The sequence below is a fragment of the Alphaproteobacteria bacterium genome (assembly GCA_018667735.1).
GTDB lineage: Bacteria > Pseudomonadota > Alphaproteobacteria > Rickettsiales > JABIRX01 > JABIRX01.
Genome location: JABIRX010000046.1, coordinates 1 through 23,690, shown reverse-complemented (window position 1 = coordinate 23,690; position 23,690 = coordinate 1). Strand labels below are relative to the sequence as shown.

At 28.9% G+C, this 23,690-nt stretch carries 23 protein-coding genes, 1 tRNA gene and 1 pseudogene; 12 read left to right on the top strand and 13 right to left on the bottom strand.

Features of this window, described 5'->3' with window-relative positions; genetic code table 11:
* The first annotated feature begins 15 nt into the window (after positions 1 to 15).
* Complete coding sequence (locus HOH73_05065; GenBank protein MBT5828225.1) at positions 16 to 282, top strand: hypothetical protein; 267 nt, start codon at positions 16 to 18, stop codon at positions 280 to 282.
* A gap of 415 nt (positions 283 to 697) precedes the next feature.
* Here the strand turns inward: HOH73_05065 and HOH73_05060 are convergent, their stop codons facing one another.
* The 4 genes and pseudogenes from HOH73_05060 to HOH73_05045 all read right to left on the bottom strand — a co-directional run bounded on the left by HOH73_05060 (position 698) and on the right by HOH73_05045 (position 3,627).
* Positions 698 to 1,168, bottom strand: a complete 471-nt coding sequence (locus HOH73_05060; protein MBT5828224.1) for a hypothetical protein — start codon at positions 1,166 to 1,168, stop codon at positions 698 to 700.
* On the bottom strand, positions 1,165 to 1,860 hold the full coding sequence (locus tag HOH73_05055; protein MBT5828223.1) for an SDR family oxidoreductase: 696 nt from the start codon (positions 1,858 to 1,860) through the stop codon (positions 1,165 to 1,167). The genes HOH73_05060 and HOH73_05055 overlap by 4 nt, the downstream gene beginning before the upstream one ends.
* 47 nt (positions 1,861 to 1,907) lie before the next feature.
* Positions 1,908 to 2,834: pseudogene (locus HOH73_05050) on the bottom strand (DNA photolyase).
* Complete coding sequence (locus tag HOH73_05045; GenBank protein MBT5828222.1) at positions 2,827 to 3,627, bottom strand: hypothetical protein; 801 nt, start codon at positions 3,625 to 3,627, stop codon at positions 2,827 to 2,829. Before HOH73_05045 ends, HOH73_05050 begins: the two are co-directional and overlap by 8 nt.
* 187 nt (positions 3,628 to 3,814) lie before the next feature.
* On the opposite strand from HOH73_05045, the gene HOH73_05040 reads away from it, so the two are divergent.
* Entirely contained in the window at positions 3,815 to 4,063 is a 249-nt protein-coding gene (locus HOH73_05040) for a hypothetical protein (protein MBT5828221.1), read from the top strand.
* Between the two features lie 21 nt (positions 4,064 to 4,084).
* On the opposite strand, the gene HOH73_05035 is transcribed toward HOH73_05040, so the two are convergent.
* Positions 4,085 to 5,575, bottom strand: a complete 1,491-nt coding sequence (locus HOH73_05035) for an ABC transporter ATP-binding protein (protein MBT5828220.1) — start codon at positions 5,573 to 5,575, stop codon at positions 4,085 to 4,087.
* The gene (locus HOH73_05030; protein MBT5828219.1) at positions 5,576 to 6,337 is read right to left on the bottom strand and encodes a prepilin peptidase; all 762 of its coding nucleotides are present in this window, start codon (positions 6,335 to 6,337) and stop codon (positions 5,576 to 5,578) included.
* Between the two features lie 73 nt (positions 6,338 to 6,410).
* On the opposite strand from HOH73_05030, the gene HOH73_05025 reads away from it, so the two are divergent.
* Genes HOH73_05025 through HOH73_05000 form a run of 6 tightly spaced genes read left to right on the top strand, consistent with a single transcriptional unit; the run spans position 6,411 to position 11,658 of the window.
* Positions 6,411 to 7,037, top strand: a complete 627-nt coding sequence (locus HOH73_05025) for an SPOR domain-containing protein (GenBank protein ID MBT5828218.1) — start codon at positions 6,411 to 6,413, stop codon at positions 7,035 to 7,037.
* Position 7,038: 1 nt separating this feature from the next.
* Positions 7,039 to 8,094: a hypothetical protein gene (locus HOH73_05020; GenBank protein ID MBT5828217.1), complete on the top strand. Its 1,056-nt coding sequence runs from the start codon at positions 7,039 to 7,041 to the stop codon at positions 8,092 to 8,094.
* A 53-nt stretch (positions 8,095 to 8,147) separates the two neighbouring features.
* Complete coding sequence (locus tag HOH73_05015; GenBank protein ID MBT5828216.1) at positions 8,148 to 9,326, top strand: aminotransferase class I/II-fold pyridoxal phosphate-dependent enzyme; 1,179 nt, start codon at positions 8,148 to 8,150, stop codon at positions 9,324 to 9,326.
* A gap of 17 nt (positions 9,327 to 9,343) precedes the next feature.
* Positions 9,344 to 10,555, top strand: coding sequence for a homoserine dehydrogenase (locus HOH73_05010; GenBank protein MBT5828215.1), 1,212 nt, complete (start codon positions 9,344 to 9,346; stop codon positions 10,553 to 10,555).
* Positions 10,548 to 11,258 carry an SDR family oxidoreductase gene (locus HOH73_05005; GenBank protein MBT5828214.1) on the top strand — a complete coding sequence of 237 codons (711 nt, stop codon included), beginning with the start codon at positions 10,548 to 10,550 and terminating at the stop codon, positions 11,256 to 11,258. The genes HOH73_05010 and HOH73_05005 overlap by 8 nt, the downstream gene beginning before the upstream one ends.
* Before the next feature lie 4 nt (positions 11,259 to 11,262).
* Positions 11,263 to 11,658 carry a 6-carboxytetrahydropterin synthase gene (locus HOH73_05000; GenBank protein MBT5828213.1) on the top strand — a complete coding sequence of 132 codons (396 nt, stop codon included), beginning with the start codon at positions 11,263 to 11,265 and terminating at the stop codon, positions 11,656 to 11,658.
* Positions 11,659 to 11,851: 193 nt separating this feature from the next.
* Here the strand turns inward: HOH73_05000 and HOH73_04995 are convergent, their stop codons facing one another.
* Positions 11,852 to 12,718, bottom strand: a complete 867-nt coding sequence (locus HOH73_04995; GenBank protein MBT5828212.1) for a DUF2497 domain-containing protein — start codon at positions 12,716 to 12,718, stop codon at positions 11,852 to 11,854.
* A gap of 18 nt (positions 12,719 to 12,736) precedes the next feature.
* The gene (locus HOH73_04990) at positions 12,737 to 14,029 is read right to left on the bottom strand and encodes a TolC family protein (GenBank protein ID MBT5828211.1); all 1,293 of its coding nucleotides are present in this window, start codon (positions 14,027 to 14,029) and stop codon (positions 12,737 to 12,739) included.
* 75 nt (positions 14,030 to 14,104) lie between these two features.
* On the opposite strand from HOH73_04990, the gene HOH73_04985 reads away from it, so the two are divergent.
* Positions 14,105 to 15,805 carry a hypothetical protein gene (locus HOH73_04985; protein ID MBT5828210.1) on the top strand — a complete coding sequence of 567 codons (1,701 nt, stop codon included), beginning with the start codon at positions 14,105 to 14,107 and terminating at the stop codon, positions 15,803 to 15,805.
* On the opposite strand, the gene HOH73_04980 is transcribed toward HOH73_04985, so the two are convergent.
* From HOH73_04980 to mfd, 3 genes are read right to left on the bottom strand one after another with little or no spacing between them, the layout of a single operon-like run.
* The gene (locus tag HOH73_04980; GenBank protein MBT5828209.1) at positions 15,802 to 16,065 is read right to left on the bottom strand and encodes a succinate dehydrogenase assembly factor 2; all 264 of its coding nucleotides are present in this window, start codon (positions 16,063 to 16,065) and stop codon (positions 15,802 to 15,804) included. The two genes, HOH73_04985 and HOH73_04980, sit on opposite strands and share 4 nt — an antisense overlap.
* Positions 16,058 to 16,579, bottom strand: coding sequence for an inorganic diphosphatase (gene ppa / locus HOH73_04975; protein MBT5828208.1), 522 nt, complete (start codon positions 16,577 to 16,579; stop codon positions 16,058 to 16,060). Before ppa ends, HOH73_04980 begins: the two co-directional genes overlap by 8 nt.
* Before the next feature lie 40 nt (positions 16,580 to 16,619).
* The gene (gene mfd / locus HOH73_04970) at positions 16,620 to 20,072 is read right to left on the bottom strand and encodes a transcription-repair coupling factor (protein MBT5828207.1); all 3,453 of its coding nucleotides are present in this window, start codon (positions 20,070 to 20,072) and stop codon (positions 16,620 to 16,622) included.
* 111 nt (positions 20,073 to 20,183) lie between these two features.
* Between mfd and HOH73_04965 the strand changes: the two genes are divergently transcribed.
* The gene (locus HOH73_04965) at positions 20,184 to 20,861 is read left to right on the top strand and encodes a hypothetical protein (GenBank protein MBT5828206.1); all 678 of its coding nucleotides are present in this window, start codon (positions 20,184 to 20,186) and stop codon (positions 20,859 to 20,861) included.
* On the opposite strand, the gene HOH73_04960 is transcribed toward HOH73_04965, so the two are convergent.
* Together HOH73_04960 and HOH73_04955 are read right to left on the bottom strand one after the other, a co-directional pair.
* A complete protein-coding gene (locus tag HOH73_04960) occupies positions 20,851 to 21,528 on the bottom strand; it encodes an ABC transporter ATP-binding protein (GenBank protein ID MBT5828205.1) in 678 nt (225 codons plus the stop codon). The genes HOH73_04965 and HOH73_04960 overlap by 11 nt on opposite strands.
* Entirely contained in the window at positions 21,521 to 22,777 is a 1,257-nt protein-coding gene (locus HOH73_04955; GenBank protein MBT5828204.1) for a lipoprotein-releasing ABC transporter permease subunit, read from the bottom strand. Before HOH73_04955 ends, HOH73_04960 begins: the two co-directional genes overlap by 8 nt.
* Before the next feature lie 149 nt (positions 22,778 to 22,926).
* Here HOH73_04955 and ndk point away from each other — a divergent pair, with 149 nt between their 5' ends.
* Positions 22,927 to 23,349 carry a nucleoside-diphosphate kinase gene (ndk, locus tag HOH73_04950; GenBank protein ID MBT5828203.1) on the top strand — a complete coding sequence of 141 codons (423 nt, stop codon included), beginning with the start codon at positions 22,927 to 22,929 and terminating at the stop codon, positions 23,347 to 23,349.
* Between the two features lie 93 nt (positions 23,350 to 23,442).
* Positions 23,443 to 23,530 (top strand) — tRNA-Ser (locus HOH73_04945).
* Positions 23,531 to 23,690: the final 160 nt, after the last annotated feature.

The window sequence follows — 23,690 nt, the reverse complement described above, 5'->3', positions numbered from 1 at the left end:
GATAAAGACCCAAAAATGCAAAAAGGGGCTGCAGAAGATACACAGCCTACCCCTAGTCAACGGCCACAGCCTTCGGCTCCACCTAGAGAGGATGATTGGTTATTTTATGGTCATCCAGGAAAAGAGCATGAAGAGATAGCTGTAGCAGTTCCGGTGGATGAAGCATCGCATGAAGGAGAGACAGTTGCAATAGCCACGCCAGTAAATCAACAAAATTCACATACTGAAACACTTGCAATGCAAAGACAAGAGCAGCAAAGTAAAGGACATGCTAGATATTAATGTCTGTATAAATTATAAAAGCACAGCATCTTAATATTTAAATATGAAACTATTTAAAATTAAGATGTAGTTTATTATTTTATATAAAAATATGAAGTTTTTAACTTCAAGCAAACCAATAATAATCATGCTTTCTCTAGCTTATTTTATGAATAAATAAGCTAGAAATTTTGCTAATTAAAAAAATTAATAGAAAATTTTAATATTTAAACAGCTACTATTTTAGTACCACTTAAGATAAATATTAGCATAATGTCTTCTTGTGCTTAGCATAATAAATGTAAGATTTATAGTTTATACTATCCCTCCTAAAGAAGAAGCATGATATTATTGCGATTTTAAGACAAAAATCTAAGCTAATGTCCCCCCTTATTAACAAAATCTGTAACCGCATGATGTTATTTTTAAGCCTTAATTAAAAATTCTCATTTTGATAAACACCCCAAATATCAATTTTTTGTAACCAGCCAGAATATTTCTTAATTTTTACCTTACACCAATCATTTCTACAACTCTCTATTTTACCTCTTAAACCAGTTTCTAAAAATAATAATTCTATATTGTTTTTAGGGTTTTTATATAATTTAGCACTATCATTTTTCACCACAAAATATCTTCTCGAACTAACTAAACTTTTATGTAACCAACCCGTATTACCCTCTTCATCCAAAACCTTGTACCAATTATCAAAAGCATCAACTACCTCTATAACCAAATGCTTTTTAACATAAATTAACTCAATTGGAAAATTTGTACCAGGCCCCGCCCGCAAATTAGCCTCACTTACTTTAATTGACATAAATTTTGGCAATTCTGTGTTGGTCGCAGCATTTAAATCCTTAAATAAAACAGAAATAAAAACCAAAACAATAAATATGTATTTCATGGTTTTACTTTGTATTTTATGTGATTTTTCATTGGAGTTAAGTTTATTTCATCTATTACCATATGGTTATCCAATTTACAAATTAAATCTATAAGCATGAATATATCTTTTAAATTTATTTTATTTGCTTTTTCAGTTGCAAAAGTAAAATCTAAATTTTTATAAAAATCACTATCCATAACACCAGGATTAAGCATAGTAACTGCTATGTTATCTTGCTTAAGCTCTGCTCTTAATGATTGTGCAAACCCACGCATAGCGAATTTAGTTGCAGCATAAATAGTCGCTTTTTTTGCCCCATTTAAAGCAGCCTCAGATCCTATGAAAATTATCTTAGAGTTTTTTTGTTTGCGTAAATTAGATAATAAAAATCTTAACAAAATGATCTGGCTAATTATATTTACATTAAATAATTCTATTATTTGCTTCTCTGAAAATTGATCTAATTCTTTAAAATAACCAAAACCTGCATTAATAATAATATGATTTATATCTTCATGCTCTTTGGCTATTTGTTTTGCTTTATCTGTAACTAATGAAACCTTTGCTAAGTCTAAAGTAATATGATGATAGTTAATATGTTTAAAATTATTTCTTCTAGCTATACCAACAACATTATTTTGCTCTAGTAAATTTTCTGTAAGATATTTACCAACACCCGATGAAGAACCTGTAATTAGAAATTTTTGCATGAGAAAATTAAGTTTTTATTTACGAATTTATTTACCTGCTCGATAATATAGTTTTCCATTTCATTTTCAATTTTTTCCTCATAAGAAATATTTTTACCTCTCAAAGTTAAATTATTTACTAAGAAACTATCTTGTGGATAAAGAGCTTGTATTTTTTCATGCATTTTCTTCGGAAACCTAAGTGGCCCAATACTTACTGAATGTAAATTATCTAGATTCAGACCACTAAAGACATCTTCCACTAATGATTGATATAACTCCTGATAATTTTCACTGTAAATCATAGGATCAAATCTTAAACCGATTTTCCATCCATCTTTTGCTAGATTTTGCATCGCTTTTATGCGTGATTTAATTGGTGGGGTTTTATGCTCTAAGCTTTTAGATATTTCACTTGGCGTAAAGCTAAAAGCGTTGATAATATTTGAAGTAGCCTTGAAATTTTTAAAAATATTAATATTAACACTTTTTGATCTAAATTCTAATTTAGAATATTTTAATTTTTGGAAAAAAGGAATAAATTCAGCAGCAAAATTAGTTACACTTTCTAAAGCAAGTGAGTCACAATCATATCCTGAAAAAAAGTATTTTTCAGTCTTGTCCTGTTCTAATTTTTCAATCTCTTGGAAAAAATCTTCATAATTAACAAACAATATAAAATATGCTGAATTATACATGCCTTGTAAAAAACAATATCTACAATCATAAATGCAATTTAGCATATGTGAAAAATAATAATTTTTTTGACTACCTATACCAAAACCCTCCGGTGTAGGTAAGATTTTTGCACCTTTTTTAAGGGCTATGATTAATGCTGGCTCTTGCTTTTGCAATCTAAAATTTTGGTTTTTTTTATTAAATATTTCGCCATAGTGAGTACAAGATATAAGCTCTGCATTTGGATATTTAGCCATGATGCGCTTCGCTCTGAAATGCTCTTTAGCTTCTTCTTCTATGTAAATTTTTTTAAACATATTCTTCTAACTTGGCTAATATTTTTTTACCTGAATTTAACTTAAGTAATAATTCCAAATTTAGCACTATATTATTATGCCCTATTTTATTTAATATTTTCTTTAATATTACCTTCTGGCTGAAACTAAATTTAATTTCTGTAATCAAAACATCATATTCTTTAGCATCAGAAATTTCTTTAAAATAATTTGCAAAAAAATCTTTCACTTCATCAATAATTGAAAATATTATATTTTCATTTAATGAAGTTAAGTTATTAGCTACTTCCTGTCTTACTAAATTTAATTGTGACATATCATTGTCTGACACTATTTTTAACAAAGTAATTTGCTCATTTAGTACAAATTTACTTGCAGCAGCAAAGAAACCATAACCCTCCATATCAATTAATTCAGCTTCAGGGTAATCTATGATATAATCTGTTGTAATTAGATTTTTATTTTTTATTGCTGAAGAAACTATATTTAAAGGATAAAAATTATTTTTTTGATTAAGCATAGAAAGCTTGTTAGCTCTGTATATAGAACCTATTTTATCGTTTTTACTGCCAGCTAAACCAATATTAAATATTAATGAAAATTTATTTATTATATTTTTTCCCGCAAGAAAACCTATGATATTACTCATATTTAAATTACCCATACCTGAAATAGCAACATATATAGATGATTTGGCATCACTGTAAATAGAGAACTCTTTAATCAAAGAAATTCTTTTTAGGTTGTATCTTTTCAATAAAAACTCTATTTCTGATTTAAAAGCAGAAATTATTATAATATTATTTTTACTCATATTTAGAAAAGAAATTTGACATTATTATATATTAACTGTAGAAAATAGCCATATGAAAAATATAGCACACAAAATATATTCTAAAACTTCTTTTTTTTGCTGCGCTTGCTGTAGCCTCTAGGCTACTTTTTTATTTCCCCGAACATACCCTATAATCTCAATCCATTTAATTCATTAAACTAGTTTTATGTATCATAAAATAGCAATTATTATTGCTTACTTATTTATATTATCATCATGTTCTAACTCTAACTATAGGTCAAAGCAATATGATCCATTTCAAAATGGTTATTATTATCAATATACACCACCTGAATATAATTTACCTAAGCAACATATTAATACAAATATTCAAAAGCAAAATAATTTTAGACCGCAAAATAACCAGCATTATTATAATCGTTACCCCTATTATAACTCCTACAATAAGCGCTAAATTTATTCTTAAAGAATAAATTTAGCCTAGTTTTATTAAATTTTTGTTGCAGATCTTATATATTTCATGCGCAAAAGAATTCAAAATATCAATATCATGTGTAATGAACAAATATGAAATTTTTAATTTTTTTTGCAGATTTAATAATAAGGTCAAAATTTCTTTTTGTGAAGTTACATCTAAGGAAGCAGTAGGTTCATCTAAGATAAGAAATTTTGGCTTTAATATTATTGCTCTTGCAATGGAAATTCTTTGTCTTTGTCCACCACTAAATTGATTAGGAAATCTGTTAAGTATATCTTCATTTAAACCAACTTGTTTAATAGCCTCCAACATCAATTCATCACTATTCTTAAGATTATGTGCATGTAACACCTCTTTTATAGATTCCTTGATTGTCATTTTAGGGTTTAAGGTTGCAAAAGGGTCTTGAAAGATTATTTGCATATCCTTTCTCTGCCTTCGCAATTGATTTTTAGTTAATTTTTTTAAATCTACATCACCTATAATTACACTTCCTTTGTAATTGATAAATTGTAAAATGGCTTTAGCTAAAGATGTTTTACCCGAACCACTTTTTCCAATTAAACCGATGGTTTGGCCAACATGTAACTTTAGTGAAATATTATTTAATATCGGAATATGCAATTTTTGTAAGAATTTTTGCTGTTCATAACTAAGGGACAGATTATCTATATTTAAAGCCACTTCCTTATAATATTTTTGCAGTTTAAAATCAAAATTTTGCGCTGCTAATAATTGTTTACTATATTTTTTCTGTGGATCTTTAAAAAGTTTTTGACTTTCACCAGCTTCAACTACTTCTCCATCCTTTAAAATCAATATTTTATCTGCTATTTGCTCTACTAATTTTAAATTATGGGTAATAAAAATTAAAGACATATGATATTTATGCTGCAAACTAAGTAATAATAATATTATTTCTTGTTCAGTATCTGGATCTAAAGCTGTTGTGGGCTCATCTGCTATTAAAATATCTGGTTTGGCAGCTATGTTTAAAGCAATATTAACTCTTTGTCTTTGCCCGCCAGATAATTGGTGTGGATAAATTTTCTTTGCCCTAGTTAAAACATCTCCTAAACCCACTTCAGCCAATATATCCAGTGCCATTTTACGCGCTTTTGACTTGGTATAAATTTTATGATTTAGTAATAATTCTTCTATTTGCCATGTTATGTCATGCACAGGATTTAAAGATAAAAACGGGTCCTGAAAAACTAATCCTATGTTTTTTCCTCTTATTTTTTGTATTTCTTTTGTATGCAAATGAAAAATATTTTGACCTAAAAAGCTAACTTCTGATTCATTGCTATATGTAAATACTTCCTCATTATTTAACTTTAATAACGCTTTTGCTAATAGTGATTTTCCAGAACCACTTTCACCGACTATTGCTAGCGTTTCATTCTTATTTAGACTAAAATTAATATTATTTACGAGCTTTTTACCTCGGTATAAAATTGAAAGTTTTTTACAATTTAATAAAGTCACTTAAATAAATATAGAAAAAATTACAATCATATTAACAAATATAGCTACTGAATATTTTAATTTAGGAAAAATAAAAAACGAACTAGATAAGATTAAAACTGCCTCTAGATTTATATTGGTAGCACCTAGCATAGCACCACAAATAAATGCTATTTTAACTGGTACAAAGCTATTATTTGCAAAACGATCCTCTGGTTTAAATTCAAGAAAATCACTTGCCTCTTTTAGATTGCCACTTATGAAAAAATACAAATAACGTATTAATATAGCAAATAAGCTAAGCAATAATGCACCATAAAAGAAGTCATATATTGTGTCATCAAGGTAAACACGCTTTAAACAAACACAAAAGAACAGCATTATTAGCATTTTACCTGAAGATTTTTGCGTAATAAAATAAATTACACTATAAATAACTGCTGAAATTATGATTCCTGCATTTAAAATGTAAATTTCATCAAATTTATTAAAGTAAAAGCTTACAGTAAAATAAATTAAAATTAATAATTCAGTGGCAAAATAAATATTTCGATATTCATATTCGGCCTTGCAATATCTGCACTTTCCTCCATGTAAGAAATATGATATTATTGAAATATAATCTATAAAGCTCAAATTATGCTTACAGCTTGGGCAAAATGGACGCCTACCTATCCAAGGCTCATTATTAGCCAGCCTATATACAGCCATGGTGGCAAAACTGCCCCAGCCCATGGCAAAAATACTATTTATAAAGTAAGAAAAAATAATTTCATAATTCATGAGTTTACTAAAAGAAATATTGTTATTTAGTTAAGAACATTTTATAATATTTGCAATATTTTAACATTATCTTATGGGAATAAATTCAAATAATATCAAGCTATTTATATTGTTACATATTTTATTGCTTAATTCTTGTATCTTACAAAAGCAAGACCCAAAAAGAGATAGTTTTATTCCTAAAAAAAACAAAATCTATTTAACTAATAACAATGAAAACCAAGTAAAACCCAGATCTAGGGTTCAAACAGGATATTTGAATGGCAAGGCAAATAACAAACAAGCTCCAATAAAACTTTATGACGAAGTCTCCAATAATAACATAGCTAAATTAAAGCGCTCTATTATCGAGCAGAGTAATAAGAGCAAAACTACAAACAAACCAGCTCAAACTAAAATGAGAACAGTAGCTAGACAAGAAGAAATCACCCAGCAAAACAACTCAAATGTTAGCAAAAAACACAAAAATAACTTTTTTATTCAAATAGGTGCATATTCAAACAGACAAAATGCTGAGAATGTAGAAAGAAAACTTTCATTAAATTTCAAAAAAGTATTTTCAGAAAAAAAATCAAAGAATAACATAAGTTTAACTAAAATTAAGTTAGGGCCTTATCATTCGCTCTCAGAAGCCAGAAATATTCTAAATAAGTTAAAATTAGAAGGTTTTAAAAGTTCAATCATTATAAGTGAAAAATAATATGAAAAAGATTCTTATAATTTCATTTATGATCTTGGTTAACTCCTGTCATCCTGACACATACGGCAAATATCCACATGCTAATTATGTAGATTATAACATTGACCCTACACAAACTGAAATGGATAAGGTTAAAGGTTTTTCTCAATATGGTAATAAGCTTTCAACTCGCCCTGTAAATCAAAACAAACAAGTGAATTCAGCATCAAATAGCTCCAGATTTAGTCAACCAAGAGCAAATCAGCAGAGACCACAGCAAGGCAATTTATATAATCAAAGACCAAACTCTGACATTAATGTAAAGCCAATAACAAATCAGCAAAGACCACAGCTAGGCAATTTATATAATCAAAGACCAAACTCTAACATTAATGCAAAGCCAATAACAAATCAGCAAAGACCACAGCAAGGTAATTTATATAATCAAAGACCAAACCCTAACATAAATACACAACCCAGAATAAATCAGCAAAGACAACAACAAACTTTATATAATAAAGTACAAAGTCATCGCTACAATCAAGCCAAAGCATCAGATATAATGACTAGACAAAATATTAACCAAGTTAGACAACCGCCAAAAAACATCTCTAACCAACCAAGAAATTTCAATTCAAACATAGCTCAAGCTGAAAGCAAGCATCAATTTAGCAACTTAAATAATAAACATAATCGTAACAGAAAAACCCCTGAGCAGAATCTAAACCGCGCCTCTTATGCAAATTCTAATTTTCATAATAAAGCTAGAACATTACCAAGAGCATCAGGTTATAATGCAGCAGATTACTTTCCTGAAATAACTAAATCTACTCACCCTTATTATAAAAAGCCTAAAAAAGATAACTCTTTAATCATTAGTAATAAGACTAGGGAAAGATTCAATCTTATTAACAATGATTTTTTCTCGCCAAATAATCCTAATAGCAATGTTAAAATCCCTAGTTTTTTCAACCATAACAACGAAATTGAGCAAAAGTTTTTTGAAGATAATTTAAATCTCCAAAAAAGACTTTATAATGAACAAGAAAAAAGTGAAAATTTTATACCTAAGTTTTAATTTAACTAGTATAAACTAGCTAACTATTTATTTTTATAAAATTATAAATTATTATGAAAACTGATTTTTATCGCATTCAAAAATTACCTTCTTATGTTTTTGCTGAAGTTAACAAATTAAAAGATTCATATCGAAGCAAAGGTTTTGATATTATTGATTTTGGCATGGGTAATCCTATGTACAAACCTCCTAATAAAGTTTTAGATAAATTACGCTCAACTAGCCAAAAAAATGATCTACATGGCTATTCTGTATCTAGAGGAATAAAGGGCCTTAGAAAAGCGCAATCTAATTATTATAAAAAACGTTTTTCTGTAGAGTTAGACCCTGAATCAGAAGTTATTGTATCTATTGGTTCTAAAGAGGGTTTATCTAGTTTAGCTCTAGCAATATCAGGGCCAAATGACACAATTGTTGTACCAGATCCAAGTTACCCCATTCACAGTTGGGGATTTACTATAGCGGGTGCTAAAGTAAAAAAAATGCCGCATCCATCTCCACAGAAATTTTTTATTAATTTTAAAAAATATGTAGAAAAAGTTAAAAAGAAGCCTTTAGCTGTAATTGTTAATTACCCTTGCAATCCTACGGCTCAAACAGTAGATTTGGATTTTTATGCTGAATTTGTCCAATTTTGCAAATATCATAATATCTACATTATCTCTGACCTAGCATATTCTGAGATTTATTTTAATGACACCCCCCCACCCTCTATTTTGCAAATTGAGGGTGCAAAAGACATAGCTATAGAATTTAGTAGTCTTAGTAAAACTTATTCTATGGCAGGCTGGAGAATTGGTTTTGCCGTTGGTAACAAAACCTTAATTTCGGCTATAACTAAAATAAAATCATATTTAGATTATGGCATTTTTACTCCATTACAAATAGCAGCTACCATTGCAATTAATGAATGTGATGAATATCCAGCAATGATGAGAGATATTTACAAGGAACGAAGAGATATTTTTGTAAATATAGTTAAAGAAGCAGGTTGGGATGTTACTATACCTGACGCTTCTATGTTTATTTGGACAAAATTACCTAAAAAATTTAAATCTTTATCTTCGCTAGAGTTTTCTAAATTACTTTTAGAAAAGGCAAATGTTGCCGTATCACCAGGAAATGGCTTTGGCGCACATGGTGAAGGTTATGTTAGAATATCACTAGTAGAGAATAAAAATAGAATAAGACAAGGAGCTAAAAATATTAAAAAGCTCTTATTAGAATCATAAATAACAAAGAGGTTACATTGAATAATTGTAAAATAGCAATAGCAGGTATTGGCGTAGTTGGAACTAATGTTCTGGAATATATAATCAATGAGCAAGAATATTTAACAATAAATTGCAATAATATAAAGCCAGTAGTTACTGAAATATCATCTAGAACAGAACGAAAATATAAAGATATAAAATGGCATAATAATCCACTTGATTTATTAAAAAATGAATCTACTGATGTTATAATTGAACTTATTGGTGGTGCCGATGGTATTGCTTATGATTTAGTTTTACAAGCACTTAAACTTGGAAAAAAAGTAATCACTGCTAATAAAGCATTAATTGCAAAACATGGAACTGAATTGTTTGAAATAGCAAAAAAGAATAATACATGTTTATATTTTGAAGCTGCAGTAGCAGGTGCTGTGCCAATTATAAAAACCTTACATGATAATTTAAGTGGTAATAAAATTAGTGAAATTTATGGTATTTTAAACGGTACCTGTAATTTTATTCTTAGCGAAATGTCTAAAAAAGATGTTACTTTTGCTGAAGTTTTAAAAATAGCGCAAGAAAAGGGCTTTGCCGAAGCTGATCCCACTTTAGATATTGAAGGAATTGATGCAGCTCATAAAATTGCTATTTTATCAGCTATAGCATTTAACACAGAAATAAATTTTTCATCAGTAGAAATTAAAGGCATAAAAAACATCTCAAAAAAATCCTTTAAACTTGCTCAAGCTTTAGACTGTACTATAAAATTACTAGCAAAATCTTCATTGCATAACAAACAAATATCTCATTATGTCAGGCCATTTATGGTTAGTAACAATCATCCAATTTCATCTGTAAATGCTGCGTTAAACTCAGTATATATTAAAAGTGATTTAGCTTTAGACACAATTTTAACTGGTCATGGTGCTGGTGGTTTACCTACAGCAAGCTCTGTAATTGCCAATATTTGTGATATAACTAGAAATAACCAGCAGTTTTTTCCAAACATCAATAATTATAAATATATAAATAATAATATTACCTCTCAAAAACTTATCATAGATTTTAAAGATAAAGTGACTTTAGAGCAATGTAAGCAGGTATTTATTGCAAATAAAATCTTGTTTGAAGAAAAAATAATAGAAAATATTAACTATATGATAGTAAGTACTAAAGAAAATCTTAATTATATAGAAAAACTTATCGCAAAAATAGACTATATTGGATTATTTGAGTTGTATGAGTAAAATAGTTATTATAACTGGTGGTTCTGAGGGTATTGGTTTTGCTACTGCACAAAAATTTTGTAATTTAAATTATAAAGTTCTTATAGCCTCAAGAAATGAAGCTAAATTAGCATTAGCTAAAGCTGAAATTCTTCAAAGTTATAGCAAAGCTCAAATACATTTTGTAGTGTGTGATGTAGCACAAGATAAAGATGTAACAAAATTATTTAAGGTCTGCGACGAAATTTATGGTAAAGTTAACATTCTAGTAAATGCAGCAGCAATATTAGAATCACATAATTTTATTGATGCTAATAAAGCTATTTGGCAAAAAACCTTAGATATAAATCTAAAAGGCACTATTTCTTGCTGTGAGCACGCCTTTCAATCTATGTCTAGTAAGGGAGGCGTTATAATTAATATGAGTTCACTTGGTGGAGTACAGAACTTTACTAAATTCCACGGTTACAGCGCATATGTAACAAGCAAATCAGCCATAACAGGATTAACCGAAGCACTTGCTGTAGAAGGTAAGGAATTTAATATTAGAGTAAATGCTATAGCCCCAGGTGCGGTTGCTACTAACATGTTAAAAAAAGCAGCACCAGAGTTAAAAACAAAGACAACATCTACAGATATAGCTGATACTATTATTTATTTATGTGATAACAATTTAGCAAAACATATTAACGGAACCATTTTAACCATAAATAGCAATGAGTAAAAAAATAGTCTACATAGAAAGAAAAGAAAAATTATGCACAGCGCATAGATTATATAGCCATGCATTATCACATGAGGAAAATCTAGCAATATTTGATAAATGCACTAATATTCATGGCCATAATTATGTACTTTATGTAACAATCAAAGCCCCTATTGATGAAAAAACTGGTATGGTAATAAATTTTACCGATTTAAAAAAAATCATTAAAGAAAAAGTTTTTGTCAAAATGGATCACAAATACTTAAATGACGATGTTGAGGAGTTTAAAACTCTAGTACCAACCGCTGAAAACATTGCATATGTTATTTGGCAATGGCTAAAACCTGAAATTGACAACTTATATGAAATAAAATTAGAAGAAACAGACAACAACACCACTATATATAGGGGGGAGTAATTATTTAATTAATCTCTAGCTTTTATCCTTCACTACGTTCCGTTAATATCTTAGTTAAATTCTTTACTATACTGGAAGCAGCAGAAAACTCGAATAACAGGATAAAATTGATACTTATTTGCTAAATACTATATTAATTTATTAAATTTTTAATAACGGCTTTGTTATTAAATAATATTTCAAAAGAAATTAATTATTTGGTTATATTTTTAACTTCTTTTTCTACAATTTCTCTAACTATCTTAGTCAGATTTTTATCTAACCACTCTTTTATCATAGGCTTAATAACAGCACCCAGATCAAACTGGTATTTGTCTTCTATGTTATTTGAGCTTGGAGCTTTATTAGCTAATTCATTTTTTAAATTTTCTATAACAGCTTTACTATCTGATAATACTTCAGAACTTACTAATATTTCATTTTCACTAGTTATTCTATCACTAGGATTATCCTCATTATCATCATTTAAATCTTCTATAAAACTAGATTTTACAAAACCTTCTAAATCTGCCATTTTTTCTTCAGATAATATATTATCCAAGCTTTCAATATCTAGAATGTCATCTGATTCAAACTCCGAACTATCTTCAAAATCATCCATTATATTAGATTCTTTGGTTGAGTCGTAGCTTAAACCAAAATCTTCATCTAAATCCAAGTTAGTAAGTTCTTTATTTATTACCTCTTTCTGATCTTCTATATTTGAAAATTCTTTTAATTCTTGTTTTATTGCTTTTTGCCAAGGCTCAACTGCTAAATTATCTTTATGATTTATGGATTTAGATGTTATTTTTTCACTATTAGTTTCTACTTTTGATATATTCTCATTAGACTCTAAAGTTACATCATCATTAACATCGTCAACAGTGTTAAGCTCGTCAGCAGCATTGAACTCGTTTGTATCATTAGGTAAATCATCTCCTGTAGAATCTACTACATCATTTAAGCTTAATATGTCTCCATCATCGCTGTTTGTTGTTTCAATTTTTTCAGATTCCAAATTCATCTCACTATTTATTAAGGTGGATAATTTGTTTAAAGTTTCGCTTACGTTTGCCATATATAAATAAATCTAATGTTAGTATTTTTTGGCTATAGAATCAAGTTTAATTTTGAAATAATCCATTAGCAACCCTCCTTTCAATTGTAAATATTTGTATTTACTTATTATCAAAAGATTTTTTGCTTTAACTAATTCATATTTAGCTTCTAAATCCAAATTCTGTGCCCTCAACAAATCTAACAGATCAGTCTTACCATAGTTATAATTACTTTCTGCAACTTCAAGTGTCTTTCCAGTATATTTAAGATATGATTTTTGGGTTTTAATAAGCTCTTTAGCAAGTGTAATTTCCTGCCATAATGTAAAAACATCATAATCAAGCTGCTTCACCTTATCCTCTAAATAATAAGAGTTTGCTGTATATTCTTGTTTAGCACTGTTAATATTTGCTACATTACCACCTGACTTAAATAATGGTATTGTAACTTTTACACCATAAATAATGTTGCTATTTGTATCTGTAGAATTGTTCATATAAGAAAACCCTCCATTTGACCTATTATAATCTATATATAAATCAGCAGATGGTGCGATATTTTTGTATGAAATATCTGTTTTTAATTTTACGATTTTATTATCTAATTTAAAAATTTTTAATTCTAAATTATTTTGTTTAATCTCAGATTGCAAATTCTCAAATGAGCCAATTTTTATATCATCCCCAGTAAAATCTGCACCTAAATAACTAATACCTGTAATTTTAAAATAATTTTGTTTTAAAATTTTTGTCTCTTTCTGATTTTTTATTAATTCACTTTGCAATTTTAGATATTCTGTCTGGGCCTGTAGAAAGTCTAATTTTGTTGTAGAACCATTTTCAAATTTAATTTTACTTGTAATTTTTACTTCTTCCAATAACTCTAATTTTGCCTTCAAGAAAATATACTCACTCTCTTTTAGTTTAATATCTAAAGATAATGAAATTACTTTTAGAAATAAATTAGATATCAGATTATCTAATGATAGTTTAATTTGACGAATTTTAAGCTTTGCTGCGTCCAACTTTTTTACAGCTCCTAGCTCATAAATTTTTTGTTCTATTGACAAACCATAATCTGTAACTGCATAACTATCTTCTAGGTTATTACTTGTTTTGTCATATTTATTTTTATAATTATTGTAAGTTGCGTTAATTTCTGGCAAATATTCTGATAATTCCACTTTAGAATTATATTTGCTTTGCTGATAATTGTAATAATATTGCTTTATTAATGAATTATTCTTTAAAGTCTCGCTAAAAACTTTGTTATCATCTGCTTTTATTGATAAGGATAAAAAAGATAAAAAAATTAAAATTAAAAATTTCATAAAAAAGCTATTAAATTTAGATTTACTATAGTAATTATAATTTAATAATATAGCTTTGCTTCAAAAAATTAGCGGATGAAAAAACTAATAATTATTTTACTACTATTAACACAATCATCCTATGCAAATGAGCTAATTAAAATGATTGATCATAATGTATATAATCAATTAGAAAACATTTTATATACGGGTGCTAATCCTAATGGAAAAGGTGATAATGAAGAAACCGCTCTTATATATGCAAGTAAAACAGAAAACATCAAAGCTATAGAAATTCTGCTAAAATATAATGCAAATGTGAATAACATTGATATTGCCAGCGCAAACGCCCTTCATTACAGCGCAAGACTTGGAAATTTAGAAATTTCTAATTTATTACTAAAAGCAGATATTAATATCAATCAACAAGATTTTCTGGGTAAAACACCCATCATGCGGGCACTGCAACATGCGCACACCGAAATTGCTCTAGAAATATTAAAATATTCGCCCAACATGTTATTAAAAAACAATGAAGGCAAAAATATTTTAGAAGTTGCTATTCAATATAATAACATTCCTTTTTTTACCACAGCTATACAAAATCTAAAAGTAGCTAATATAACTAGATTAGAACGCTTAAAACAAACTGCTAAATTTTTAGACAAAAATGCTTTATATCAATTATTAGACAAACACATAAATTCACTAATTCTTGATAAGGCAGAAAAAGACGCAAAGTTAAATTTCACCCAAGTTAATCTTGTTAATTTAAAAATAGTTAAAATCAAAGATTTCCCTTGTCATAATGATGAGATAAACACTTCTATTTCAGCTGAAGAAATTTGTCTTAAGAATTTTAAAGAAACATATTTTAATATTACAGCGCAAAAAAAGCCGATTAAGATCATTAGTATAGCAAATACGCCATTTCTTGCTAAAAAAAATCTACAAACAATCAAAGCGATTAATAATCCTTGGCTTTTTGAAAGTTTTCTTATTAAAAGAAAACCTTTAAATTCTAATAAAATAGATGAAGCTATAATTACCACTCCAACTACAAATTTAGCAACAAATAATGTGAATGAAGCTAAATTAGACTCACCTCAAACTTCAATTATACCAGCCATAATCCCTAAAGCTAATTTAATATCACCCATAACAGCTCCAGCGTTAGCCTTAAGCCTAAACTCGGTAGATACACACTCTGATAAAAGCATAACAACAGAAGAACCTAAAATAAAAGCTAATCCTAATACCGAAAAGCCACTAATTATAAACAAAAATAAAAACGCTTCTAAGAGCAAGCAACTTGGGTTTGAAAAAGATTTCTTAGCTAAAAATTATTCAATTGAATTTGTTAGAACTAATGAATGGTTAATTAATCCTAGCTTTGTACCCTTATCGATCATAGATCAAGATAATCTTGGCACAGATATGCTTTTTAATCGTAAATTTAGCTATCAGAAAGCTAAGAAGAAATCTCCAGCAAGCTATAAAAAACCTTATATAAAACTTAACAACCTAGAAAAAGACAAAATATATATTAAAGCAAAACCTCTAAACAACTATTTTATTCAACTAGGAATTTTCGCAAACCCAGATAATGCACAAAGATTAAAAAACAAAGCAATGCAATTTGGCAACAGCTCAATCCTGAACATAAATAGTGGCGATAAGCTTCTAAAACAAGTTATAATTGGCCCATTTAAGAGTAAAAAAGGTGCAGAGCAAATAAAAATGCAAAAGAATTTCACAGAATTTTTAGGCAATAAAGCCTTAATCAAAAAATATTAATTTTTATATTTCCGGAAGGAAAACTCTTTAATCTCTTCAATTAAATCTATAAATTTTTCTGGAGTTTCTTGCTTACCAATGACCCAACCATATAGGTCCCAATCATTTTCAGCAATTAGCTCTTTATAAAGATTGAATTTCTCTTCACTAAAATCATGTATTTTTGCTTTAGCATAGTCGCCAAGCAAAATATCGGTTTCTTTGCAACCTCTGTGCCAGCTTTGATAAATAGCTTGGTTAATTGAATTTTTACTAGGCAGCTTTCTTTACCGAATCATTAATAATTTCAAAAGCACGCTTTTTATCTGCATATCCTTGAACTTTAACCCACTTGCCTTCTTCTAGATCTTTATATCTTTCAAAAAAGTGAGAAATTTGTTTTAAGGTTATTTCAGGTAAATCATCTAAAGATTGAACCTCTTTTGTAAAAGGATGTAGTTTATCTTTAGGTACTGCGATTATTTTTTCATCCAAGCCACTTTCATCTTCCATTAATAAAACTCCTATTGGTCTTGCTGCAACTACAGCGCCTGGTATTATTGGAGTTTGTGATATAACTAAAACATCAGCTGGATCTCCATCTTCAGACAAGGTATGAGGAATAAAACCGTAATTGGCAGGATAAAACATTGCTGCGGTTAGGAACCTGTCTACAAATAAAGCACCACTATCTTTATCAAATTCATATTTAACAGGTGCACTACCTGCTGAAATTTCTATAATAACATTAACTTCTTCTGGTGCATTACCAACTGGTATTTTATTTATATCCATAATTATCTGTAAAATTTGCCCTATTATATTAGTTAGGTATTTAAATTAAAGATAATATTTCAGCTAAAACCTTAGTTGTGATTTTTATTCGATCACTTTGATCACTTAAAATATTAATCACTAATTTATTATCCGCTCTTACTTTAGTGTTCAGCTTATTTCTTAACACATAATTCATCAAATTTTCTGGCTGTGGAAATTTATCATTAAAGAAAGAAACTACCAAAGCTTTTGGTCCTACATCTATTTTTTCTATATAACATTCTTTACAGCTATTTTTAATATTGATAATTTCAACTAAGTTTTCTGCTTCTTTAGGTATTTTACCAAAGCGATCTTCTAATTCGAAAAGCAATTTATCTGCATCTTCTTTAGTTTCTAAATTAGCAATTCTACGGTAGAATTCTAATCTCATATTGACATTTTGAATATAATTTTCAGGAATTAAAACTGACATTCCTAAATTGACCATTGGCGAAAATTCTTGTTTTAGCAGCTCTGATTCTTTATCAGATTCTTGTTTTAGTTTTAATTCAGCAATTGCACTAGCTAACATATTTTGATATAGCTCTACACCCACTTCAGCTATATGACCAGATTGCTGTTCACCTAATAAATTTCCAGCACCTCTTATATCCATATCATGTGAAGCTAAAGAAAAGCCCGCACCCAAACCATCTAATGTTTGCATAACTTGTAACCTTTTATCTGCTTTATCTGTTAATTTCTTTTTATTATCAAAAGTAAAATATGCGTAAGCTCTTATTTTGCTTCTACCTACTCTACCTCTTAATTGATATAATTGTGCTAAACCAAATTTATCAGCATGATGAATTATAATGGTATTTGCTACAGAAATATCTATTCCTGACTCCACTATTGAAGTAGATAATAAAAGATCATATTTACCATCACAAAAATCATTCATAATTTGATCTAAAGCGGCTGGAGTTAAACCACCATGAGCAATCACAAATTTAATATCTGGTACTAATTTACGCAATTTTTCTGCTTCTCTTTCCAAATCTTTCACTCTAGGACAAACATAAAAAACTCTGCCACTGCGGTAATATTCACGCATAATAGCATCTTTTATTACCATTGAATCATAAGGCATGACAAAAGAGCGCACAGCCATCCGGTCAATTGGTGGCGTAGCTATTAAACTTAAATCTCGCAAACCGCCTAAAGACATTTGTAAGGTTCTAGGTATTGGAGTGGCACTTAAGGTAAGCACATGAATATTTTCACGCAAAGCTTTTATTTTTTCCTTTTGCGACACACCAAAATGTTGTTCTTCATCAATAATTGCCATAGCTAAATTATTAAAGCTTATATTTTTAGCAAGTAAGGCATGGGTTCCAATAACTATATCTACTTTACCCTCTTTCAAATCTTCTCGAGTCTTTTTACTTTCTGTTTGGGTAACCATTCTAGATAATTGCCTAATCTCAAAGCCATAATCTTTAAATCTCTCTGCAAAATTATTATAATGCTGTCTAGCAAGTAAAGTAGTTGGCACAATAATAGCTATTTGTGGTTTTTCCTTTGTAACTGCCGCAGTTAATACAATAAAAGCTGCTCTTATAGCTACTTCTGTTTTACCAAACCCCACATCACCACAAATTAATCTATCCATGGTTTTTCCTGTGGCTAAATCATCTAATACATCTTTGATTGCACTTAATTGATCATCTGTTTCTTGATATGGAAAACTAGCTTCAAATTCTTGTAGCATATTCTCATCTACAATATAGCTTTGCGACTTTTTAAGTTCTCTTAAGCTAGCAAGTTTCAGTAAATCTGCGGCAATATCTTTAATTCTTTTTTTAAGTCTGGCCTTTTTTTCCTGGAATGAGCTTGAGCCTAATTTATCTAATTTTACTAAGTCGCTTTCTGAACCATAACGGTTAATTAGATCTAAATTTTCTACAGGCAAATATAATTTATCATTATTTAGATATTCTAAACACATAAATTCATGTTCAACCTTACCTACATTTAATAATTTTAAACCAAGAAATCTTCCCACACCATGTTCTCTATGTACAATATATTCTCCAATTGAAATGCTGCTTGCTTCTAAAATAAGCTTTTCTGCTTTTTTCTTTTTGCTTTCTGCCCTAATTACTTTATTACCAAATAAATCTTGTTCTGTTACGTAAATAACTCGATCATCAAAGAAGCCTTGCTCTAGAGGTATTTTTAGAAAATTTATTAAGTTAATATTTATAGATTTAGTTTCTGTAGCTGTGTTATATTCTGTAAAAATATCTTGCATCCGACTAAGTGTAAGCTCACTATAGGCACATAAATTTATGGTCACCTTATTATTTAGAAGTAATCTTTCTTGTAAAAAATTAATTAAGCAAACAAAAACTGCCTGTTGTTTTGCTTTACTTATATCATAAAAATTTGGAATATTTTTTATTCTACTTTCTAATAAAAAGTCATTCTTAGCTGCATAATTATTAAAAATAATTTTATGTTTAAAATTTATCAAATCATCTATTTCATTTCTATCCAGATATAGCAACTCTGGTAAAATTGGATGATAAATATCATTATTAGCCAGATTTTTTATTGAATTTCTTGAATTATAATAATCCCAAATAGCATCAAGCCTTTCATTAGCTGCAATATTAAAATGCTGATTATAGATTAGCACTGGTTCTTTAATGTAATCTAAAATTGATACTAAATTTTCTTGGTAAAAATAAGGTAACCAATGCTCCATACCAGGATAGATCCTTCTATCTGAGATAGACTCATATAAATGATCATTTTGGTAATCTATGTTGAAATTCTTTCTATAATTTGCTCTAAAATTATCAATATTTTCTTGGTTTAAAATAATCTCATGTGCCGCAACTAAGCTTACATGATTAATTTTATTTAATGATAATTGTGTAAGCGGGTCGAACTCTCTGATAGATTCTAACTTATCAGAGAAAAAATCTAAACGAACTGGGTTGGTTAAATCAGTGGGAAAAAATTCTACTATACTCCCCTTAACTGAAAACTCCCCTACTTCATTTACTTGCTCTACGCGTAAATAAGAATTTGCCACTAAAAATCTAGTTAATTCAGATATTTTATATTCATTACCAATTGCTAATTTTAATTTAGAATTCTTGATAATTTTGGCGGGTAATATTTTGGTTAAAATTGCATTAGAAGTGGTTATTAAAATATGCTTATTTTTACTATTTACCAGCTCATATAAAGTGTTTAACCTTATAGCCGTAATTTGACTGTTTGGTGACACACGATCATAAGGCAAACAATCCCACGCGGGAAATAATAATGGCTTATAATTAGTTTTTAAATTGCTGATTATGTTAAAAGTTCGTTGCGCTTCTAGATCATTACTTGCAACAAAAACAATATTTTTATTTGTTTCATTTGCAATTTTGTCTAATACATAAAAATTACTATTTGTTGGTAGTTCTGAAACAGTTAATCCTTGATATGAATGGGGTAATTTAAACACTGGTCTAATTTTTATTTTTAATATAGAAGCAGTAAGCCTTTGGTCAAGTAAAGCTTGCTTGCTTAGGATGCATATATTAAAATAATTTAAAAATATTTACCACACCAAATAATGTTTATTAGAATAATATTGCTAATATTTCTTTTTGTTAATCATGCATATGCAGATAAAAACAAACTAACAGCCTCCATAGAAGTGGACTCTGATCACAATAGCAAAAAAAATGAATATTTACTTAAATTTAAGCAAAAAGACGATAAAAAAAAATATAGTCAAGAAATTGAACTAAATATAGATAGAAATTATAGCTTAATAGAACAGAAATTTGAAAAAACTAAAGACCTCATAGATTATGAACATGAGTTAAAATATTTTAACCAAAATGATTTATTTGCGACTGCATTTTACCGTCATAAATATGATGAGTTTGCCACTTCAGTAGAACAAAATTTCAAATTAATAACTATGGGAGCTGGCATAAATAAAGATTATGCTAAAAGGGAATTTTCAGCACAATTGTCAGTTGGTCAGCGAAGAAGTTCTGATCTTCACTATATATATATGCCTAAAATTAGTTACACTGAAAAGCTAGCTAAATTAGAGCTTCACACTTCACATAGCATAATAAAAGATCATGAAAGTGAAATTATTAAAAGCAAATTTTCTTTAGAATATCCTATAAATAAAATGATCAACATAGAATATATCTTTAAATATGAGCGTTCTAAAGATAATCTAACAACAGAGATAAGCCGCAATAACAAGATAGCTTTAGCGCTTAAATTCTAGCTATTTTACCTGATTTTATGGTAATAGATTTTGATAATTTTTTAGCTAATTCAAGATTGTGCGTAACTATAATAGTAGTTTGCTTAGCTTTTTTTACCTGAGTTAAAAACATTTCGAAAATTTTATGTGCATTTTCTGGATCTAAATTACCTGTAGGTTCATCTGCTAACAGAATATCTGGTTTATGTATCATCCCTCTAGCTACCGCAACTCTTTGTTTTTCGCCACCAGATAATTTGCTTGGCCTTTTGTTAAATGATTCTGCCAAGCCAAGATTGGCAAGCATTTCTTTACCTTGAATTATTGCTTCTTTTTTATTAACTCCATTAATTAACAATGGCATAATTGCATTTTCTAAAGCTGTAAATTCTGGCATTAAATGGTGAAATTGATAAATAAAACCAATATTTTTTTTGCGTAAATTAGTTTTAATTTTATCATTTGATTTTGTAATATTTTGACCTAAAAATTTTAACTCACCGCTAGTTTGGCTATCTAGCAAGCCAATAATTTGTAGCAAAGTTGTTTTTCCACAACCAGAAGGTCCAACTATAGCCAAATCTTCTCCTTTTTTGATATTTAATTCAATATTTTTTAGGATTGCTAATTTGCTGTCGCCTTCTTTAAAAATTTTTGATAAATTTGTAATTTCAATAATATTACTCATAACGAAGCACCTCTGCTGGTTCTAATTTAGCTGCTTTTCTGGCTGGATATATTGCCGCTAAAAAACAGATTAACAATGATACTGTTGCTACTATAGCAACTGTAAATAAATTTACCTCACTTGGTAAATCTGTTAAAAAATAAATAATAGGGTCAAATAAAGTAGCACCAGTTAATTTTTCTAAGAACCGCTTAATGGTATCTATATTATAGGCAAATGACACGCCAACTAGAGAGCCTAATATAGTTCCTATAGCACCTATTAAAGCACCATTTATAAAGAATATTTTAGTAATAGATCTTTGCGACATACCCATAGTTCTAAGCAACGCTATGTGTTTAACTTTATCATTAACTAGCATGATAAGCGAAGATATGATATTAAAAGCTGCTACTATTATTATTAAAGACAAAATCAAAAACATTACATTTCTTTCCACCTTTAAAGCATTGATAAAGCTGTGATTCATATCTTGCCAATCATTAACAACAATATCTTTATTAACTGGCATAAGTTGATTATAGATTTTGTTACCAATAATTAAGGTATTTTCTGAATCGTTGGTCATAATTTCGATTGCGGAGGCTGAATTTTTGAACCCAAATTGCGTTTGGCCAATTTCAAAAGGAATGAAGATAGCGTTAGAATCATATTCATGCATACCCACTCTAAAGATTGCTACTATTTGATATTCTTTTAACCTTGGTACAATGCCAAAAATTGTTTTATTACTATTTGGTGCAATTAAATTTACTTTATCCCCTATTACTACGCCTAATTTTCTGGCTAAGCGATTACCAATTACAATTTGTCCTGAATTAGCAAAATTATTTAAATTTCCAGCAACTATATTATTTGAAATTAACTTTTTATTTACTAGATCAATTTTGTGCATAGCTTTAACTAAAGCTGCTGCTGCTATTTCACCTTTGGTGATCATACCATGTGTGTCTATGATGGGGTTTGCGGTTAAAATTTCAGGTATGTTTTCTAGTTCTGAGATTAACTCTTCATAATCATTTAAATTTTTTTCAGAGCTATAAATGGTTATGTGTGCATTTACTCCTAAAATTCTTTTTACTAGCTCTACTCTAAAGCCATTCATTACGCTCATAACAATAATTAAGGTTGCCACGCCAAGGGTTATACCTAAAAAGGCAAAAACTGTATTAACTGAGATAAATTTTTCTTTTCTTTTGGAGCAAAAAAACCTAAATGCTATTAATTTTTCACTTTGGCTGAACATCATAATAATATTGAATTGGCAAATATTATTGCTCAGATTCCTAATTTTGTAAATAACTAACTATAAATAGTTATGCTATTGTTACAACTGAATGCTTGACCAGCTCAATCTTCTTGATTATAAAGCAGACACAAAATTAATTTATATTTATTATGGCTATACAAAGAACATTTTCTATTATCAAACCTGATGCAACTAAAAGAAACCTTACAGGTAAAATTAACTCATATTTAGAAGCTGCAGGTCTTGCTATTATCGCACAAAAAAGACTTCAATTAACTAAGGCTCAAGCTGAAGAATTTTATGCTGTGCATAACGAAAGACCTTTTTACAACAGCTTGGTTGAATTTATGACTTCAGCACCTGTTGTAGTTCAAGTTTTACAGGGTGAAGAAGCGGTTGCTTTAAACCGTAAGGTAATGGGCGCTACTAACCCAGCAGAAGCTGACGCTGGTACTATTAGAAAAGATTTTGCTGAATCAATTGAAGCTAATTCTGTACATGGTTCTGACTCAGCAGAAAACGCAGCTATTGAGATTGCATTCTTTTTTAATGATAATGAAATAGTTGAATAAATTTCATTTTTCAAAAATATAATCAAGCCGTATTATTTAGTAATAATATGGCTTTTTTATTATTAGCTGCTAAGCTAAGTTAAATTTTTTTATGGAGAGGTGGCCGAGTGGTTTAAGGCGCACGCCTGGAAAGCGTGTTGACGGCAACGTCTCGCAGGTTCGAATCCTGTCCTCTCCGCCATTACGATGAGCAAAATTTGAGAGCTTAATTGATGAGTATTTTAACCAAGTCTACATCAATCATATCGATCAAACTAATTAGAGTGATTTATCATTTTTAGTTGTTTTATCTCAAAATTATGATGCTTTAATCAAATTCATCACTGGCAAATTGGTTTTTG

Excerpts from the sequence above, each read along its gene's own strand:
- HOH73_05065 (MBT5828225.1), top strand. The coding sequence starts at position 16 with ATGCAAAAAGGGGCTGCAGAAGATACACAGCCTACCCCTAGTCAACGG.
- HOH73_05060 (MBT5828224.1), bottom strand. The coding sequence starts at position 1,168 with ATGAAATACATATTTATTGTTTTGGTTTTTATTTCTGTTTTATTTAAG.
- HOH73_05055 (MBT5828223.1), bottom strand. The coding sequence starts at position 1,860 with ATGCAAAAATTTCTAATTACAGGTTCTTCATCGGGTGTTGGTAAATAT.
- HOH73_05045 (MBT5828222.1), bottom strand. The coding sequence starts at position 3,627 with ATGAGTAAAAATAATATTATAATAATTTCTGCTTTTAAATCAGAAATA.
- HOH73_05040 (MBT5828221.1), top strand. The coding sequence starts at position 3,815 with ATGTATCATAAAATAGCAATTATTATTGCTTACTTATTTATATTATCA.
- HOH73_05030 (MBT5828219.1), bottom strand. The coding sequence starts at position 6,337 with ATGAATTATGAAATTATTTTTTCTTACTTTATAAATAGTATTTTTGCC.
- HOH73_05025 (MBT5828218.1), top strand. The coding sequence starts at position 6,411 with ATGGGAATAAATTCAAATAATATCAAGCTATTTATATTGTTACATATT.
- HOH73_05020 (MBT5828217.1), top strand. The coding sequence starts at position 7,039 with ATGAAAAAGATTCTTATAATTTCATTTATGATCTTGGTTAACTCCTGT.
- HOH73_05015 (MBT5828216.1), top strand. The coding sequence starts at position 8,148 with ATGAAAACTGATTTTTATCGCATTCAAAAATTACCTTCTTATGTTTTT.
- HOH73_05005 (MBT5828214.1), top strand. The coding sequence starts at position 10,548 with ATGAGTAAAATAGTTATTATAACTGGTGGTTCTGAGGGTATTGGTTTT.
- HOH73_04995 (MBT5828212.1), bottom strand. The coding sequence starts at position 12,718 with ATGGCAAACGTAAGCGAAACTTTAAACAAATTATCCACCTTAATAAAT.
- HOH73_04990 (MBT5828211.1), bottom strand. The coding sequence starts at position 14,029 with ATGAAATTTTTAATTTTAATTTTTTTATCTTTTTTATCCTTATCAATA.
- HOH73_04985 (MBT5828210.1), top strand. The coding sequence starts at position 14,105 with ATGAAAAAACTAATAATTATTTTACTACTATTAACACAATCATCCTAT.
- ppa (MBT5828208.1), bottom strand. The coding sequence starts at position 16,579 with ATGGATATAAATAAAATACCAGTTGGTAATGCACCAGAAGAAGTTAAT.
- HOH73_04965 (MBT5828206.1), top strand. The coding sequence starts at position 20,184 with ATGTTTATTAGAATAATATTGCTAATATTTCTTTTTGTTAATCATGCA.
- HOH73_04960 (MBT5828205.1), bottom strand. The coding sequence starts at position 21,528 with ATGAGTAATATTATTGAAATTACAAATTTATCAAAAATTTTTAAAGAA.
- HOH73_04955 (MBT5828204.1), bottom strand. The coding sequence starts at position 22,777 with ATGATGTTCAGCCAAAGTGAAAAATTAATAGCATTTAGGTTTTTTTGC.
- ndk (MBT5828203.1), top strand. The coding sequence starts at position 22,927 with ATGGCTATACAAAGAACATTTTCTATTATCAAACCTGATGCAACTAAA.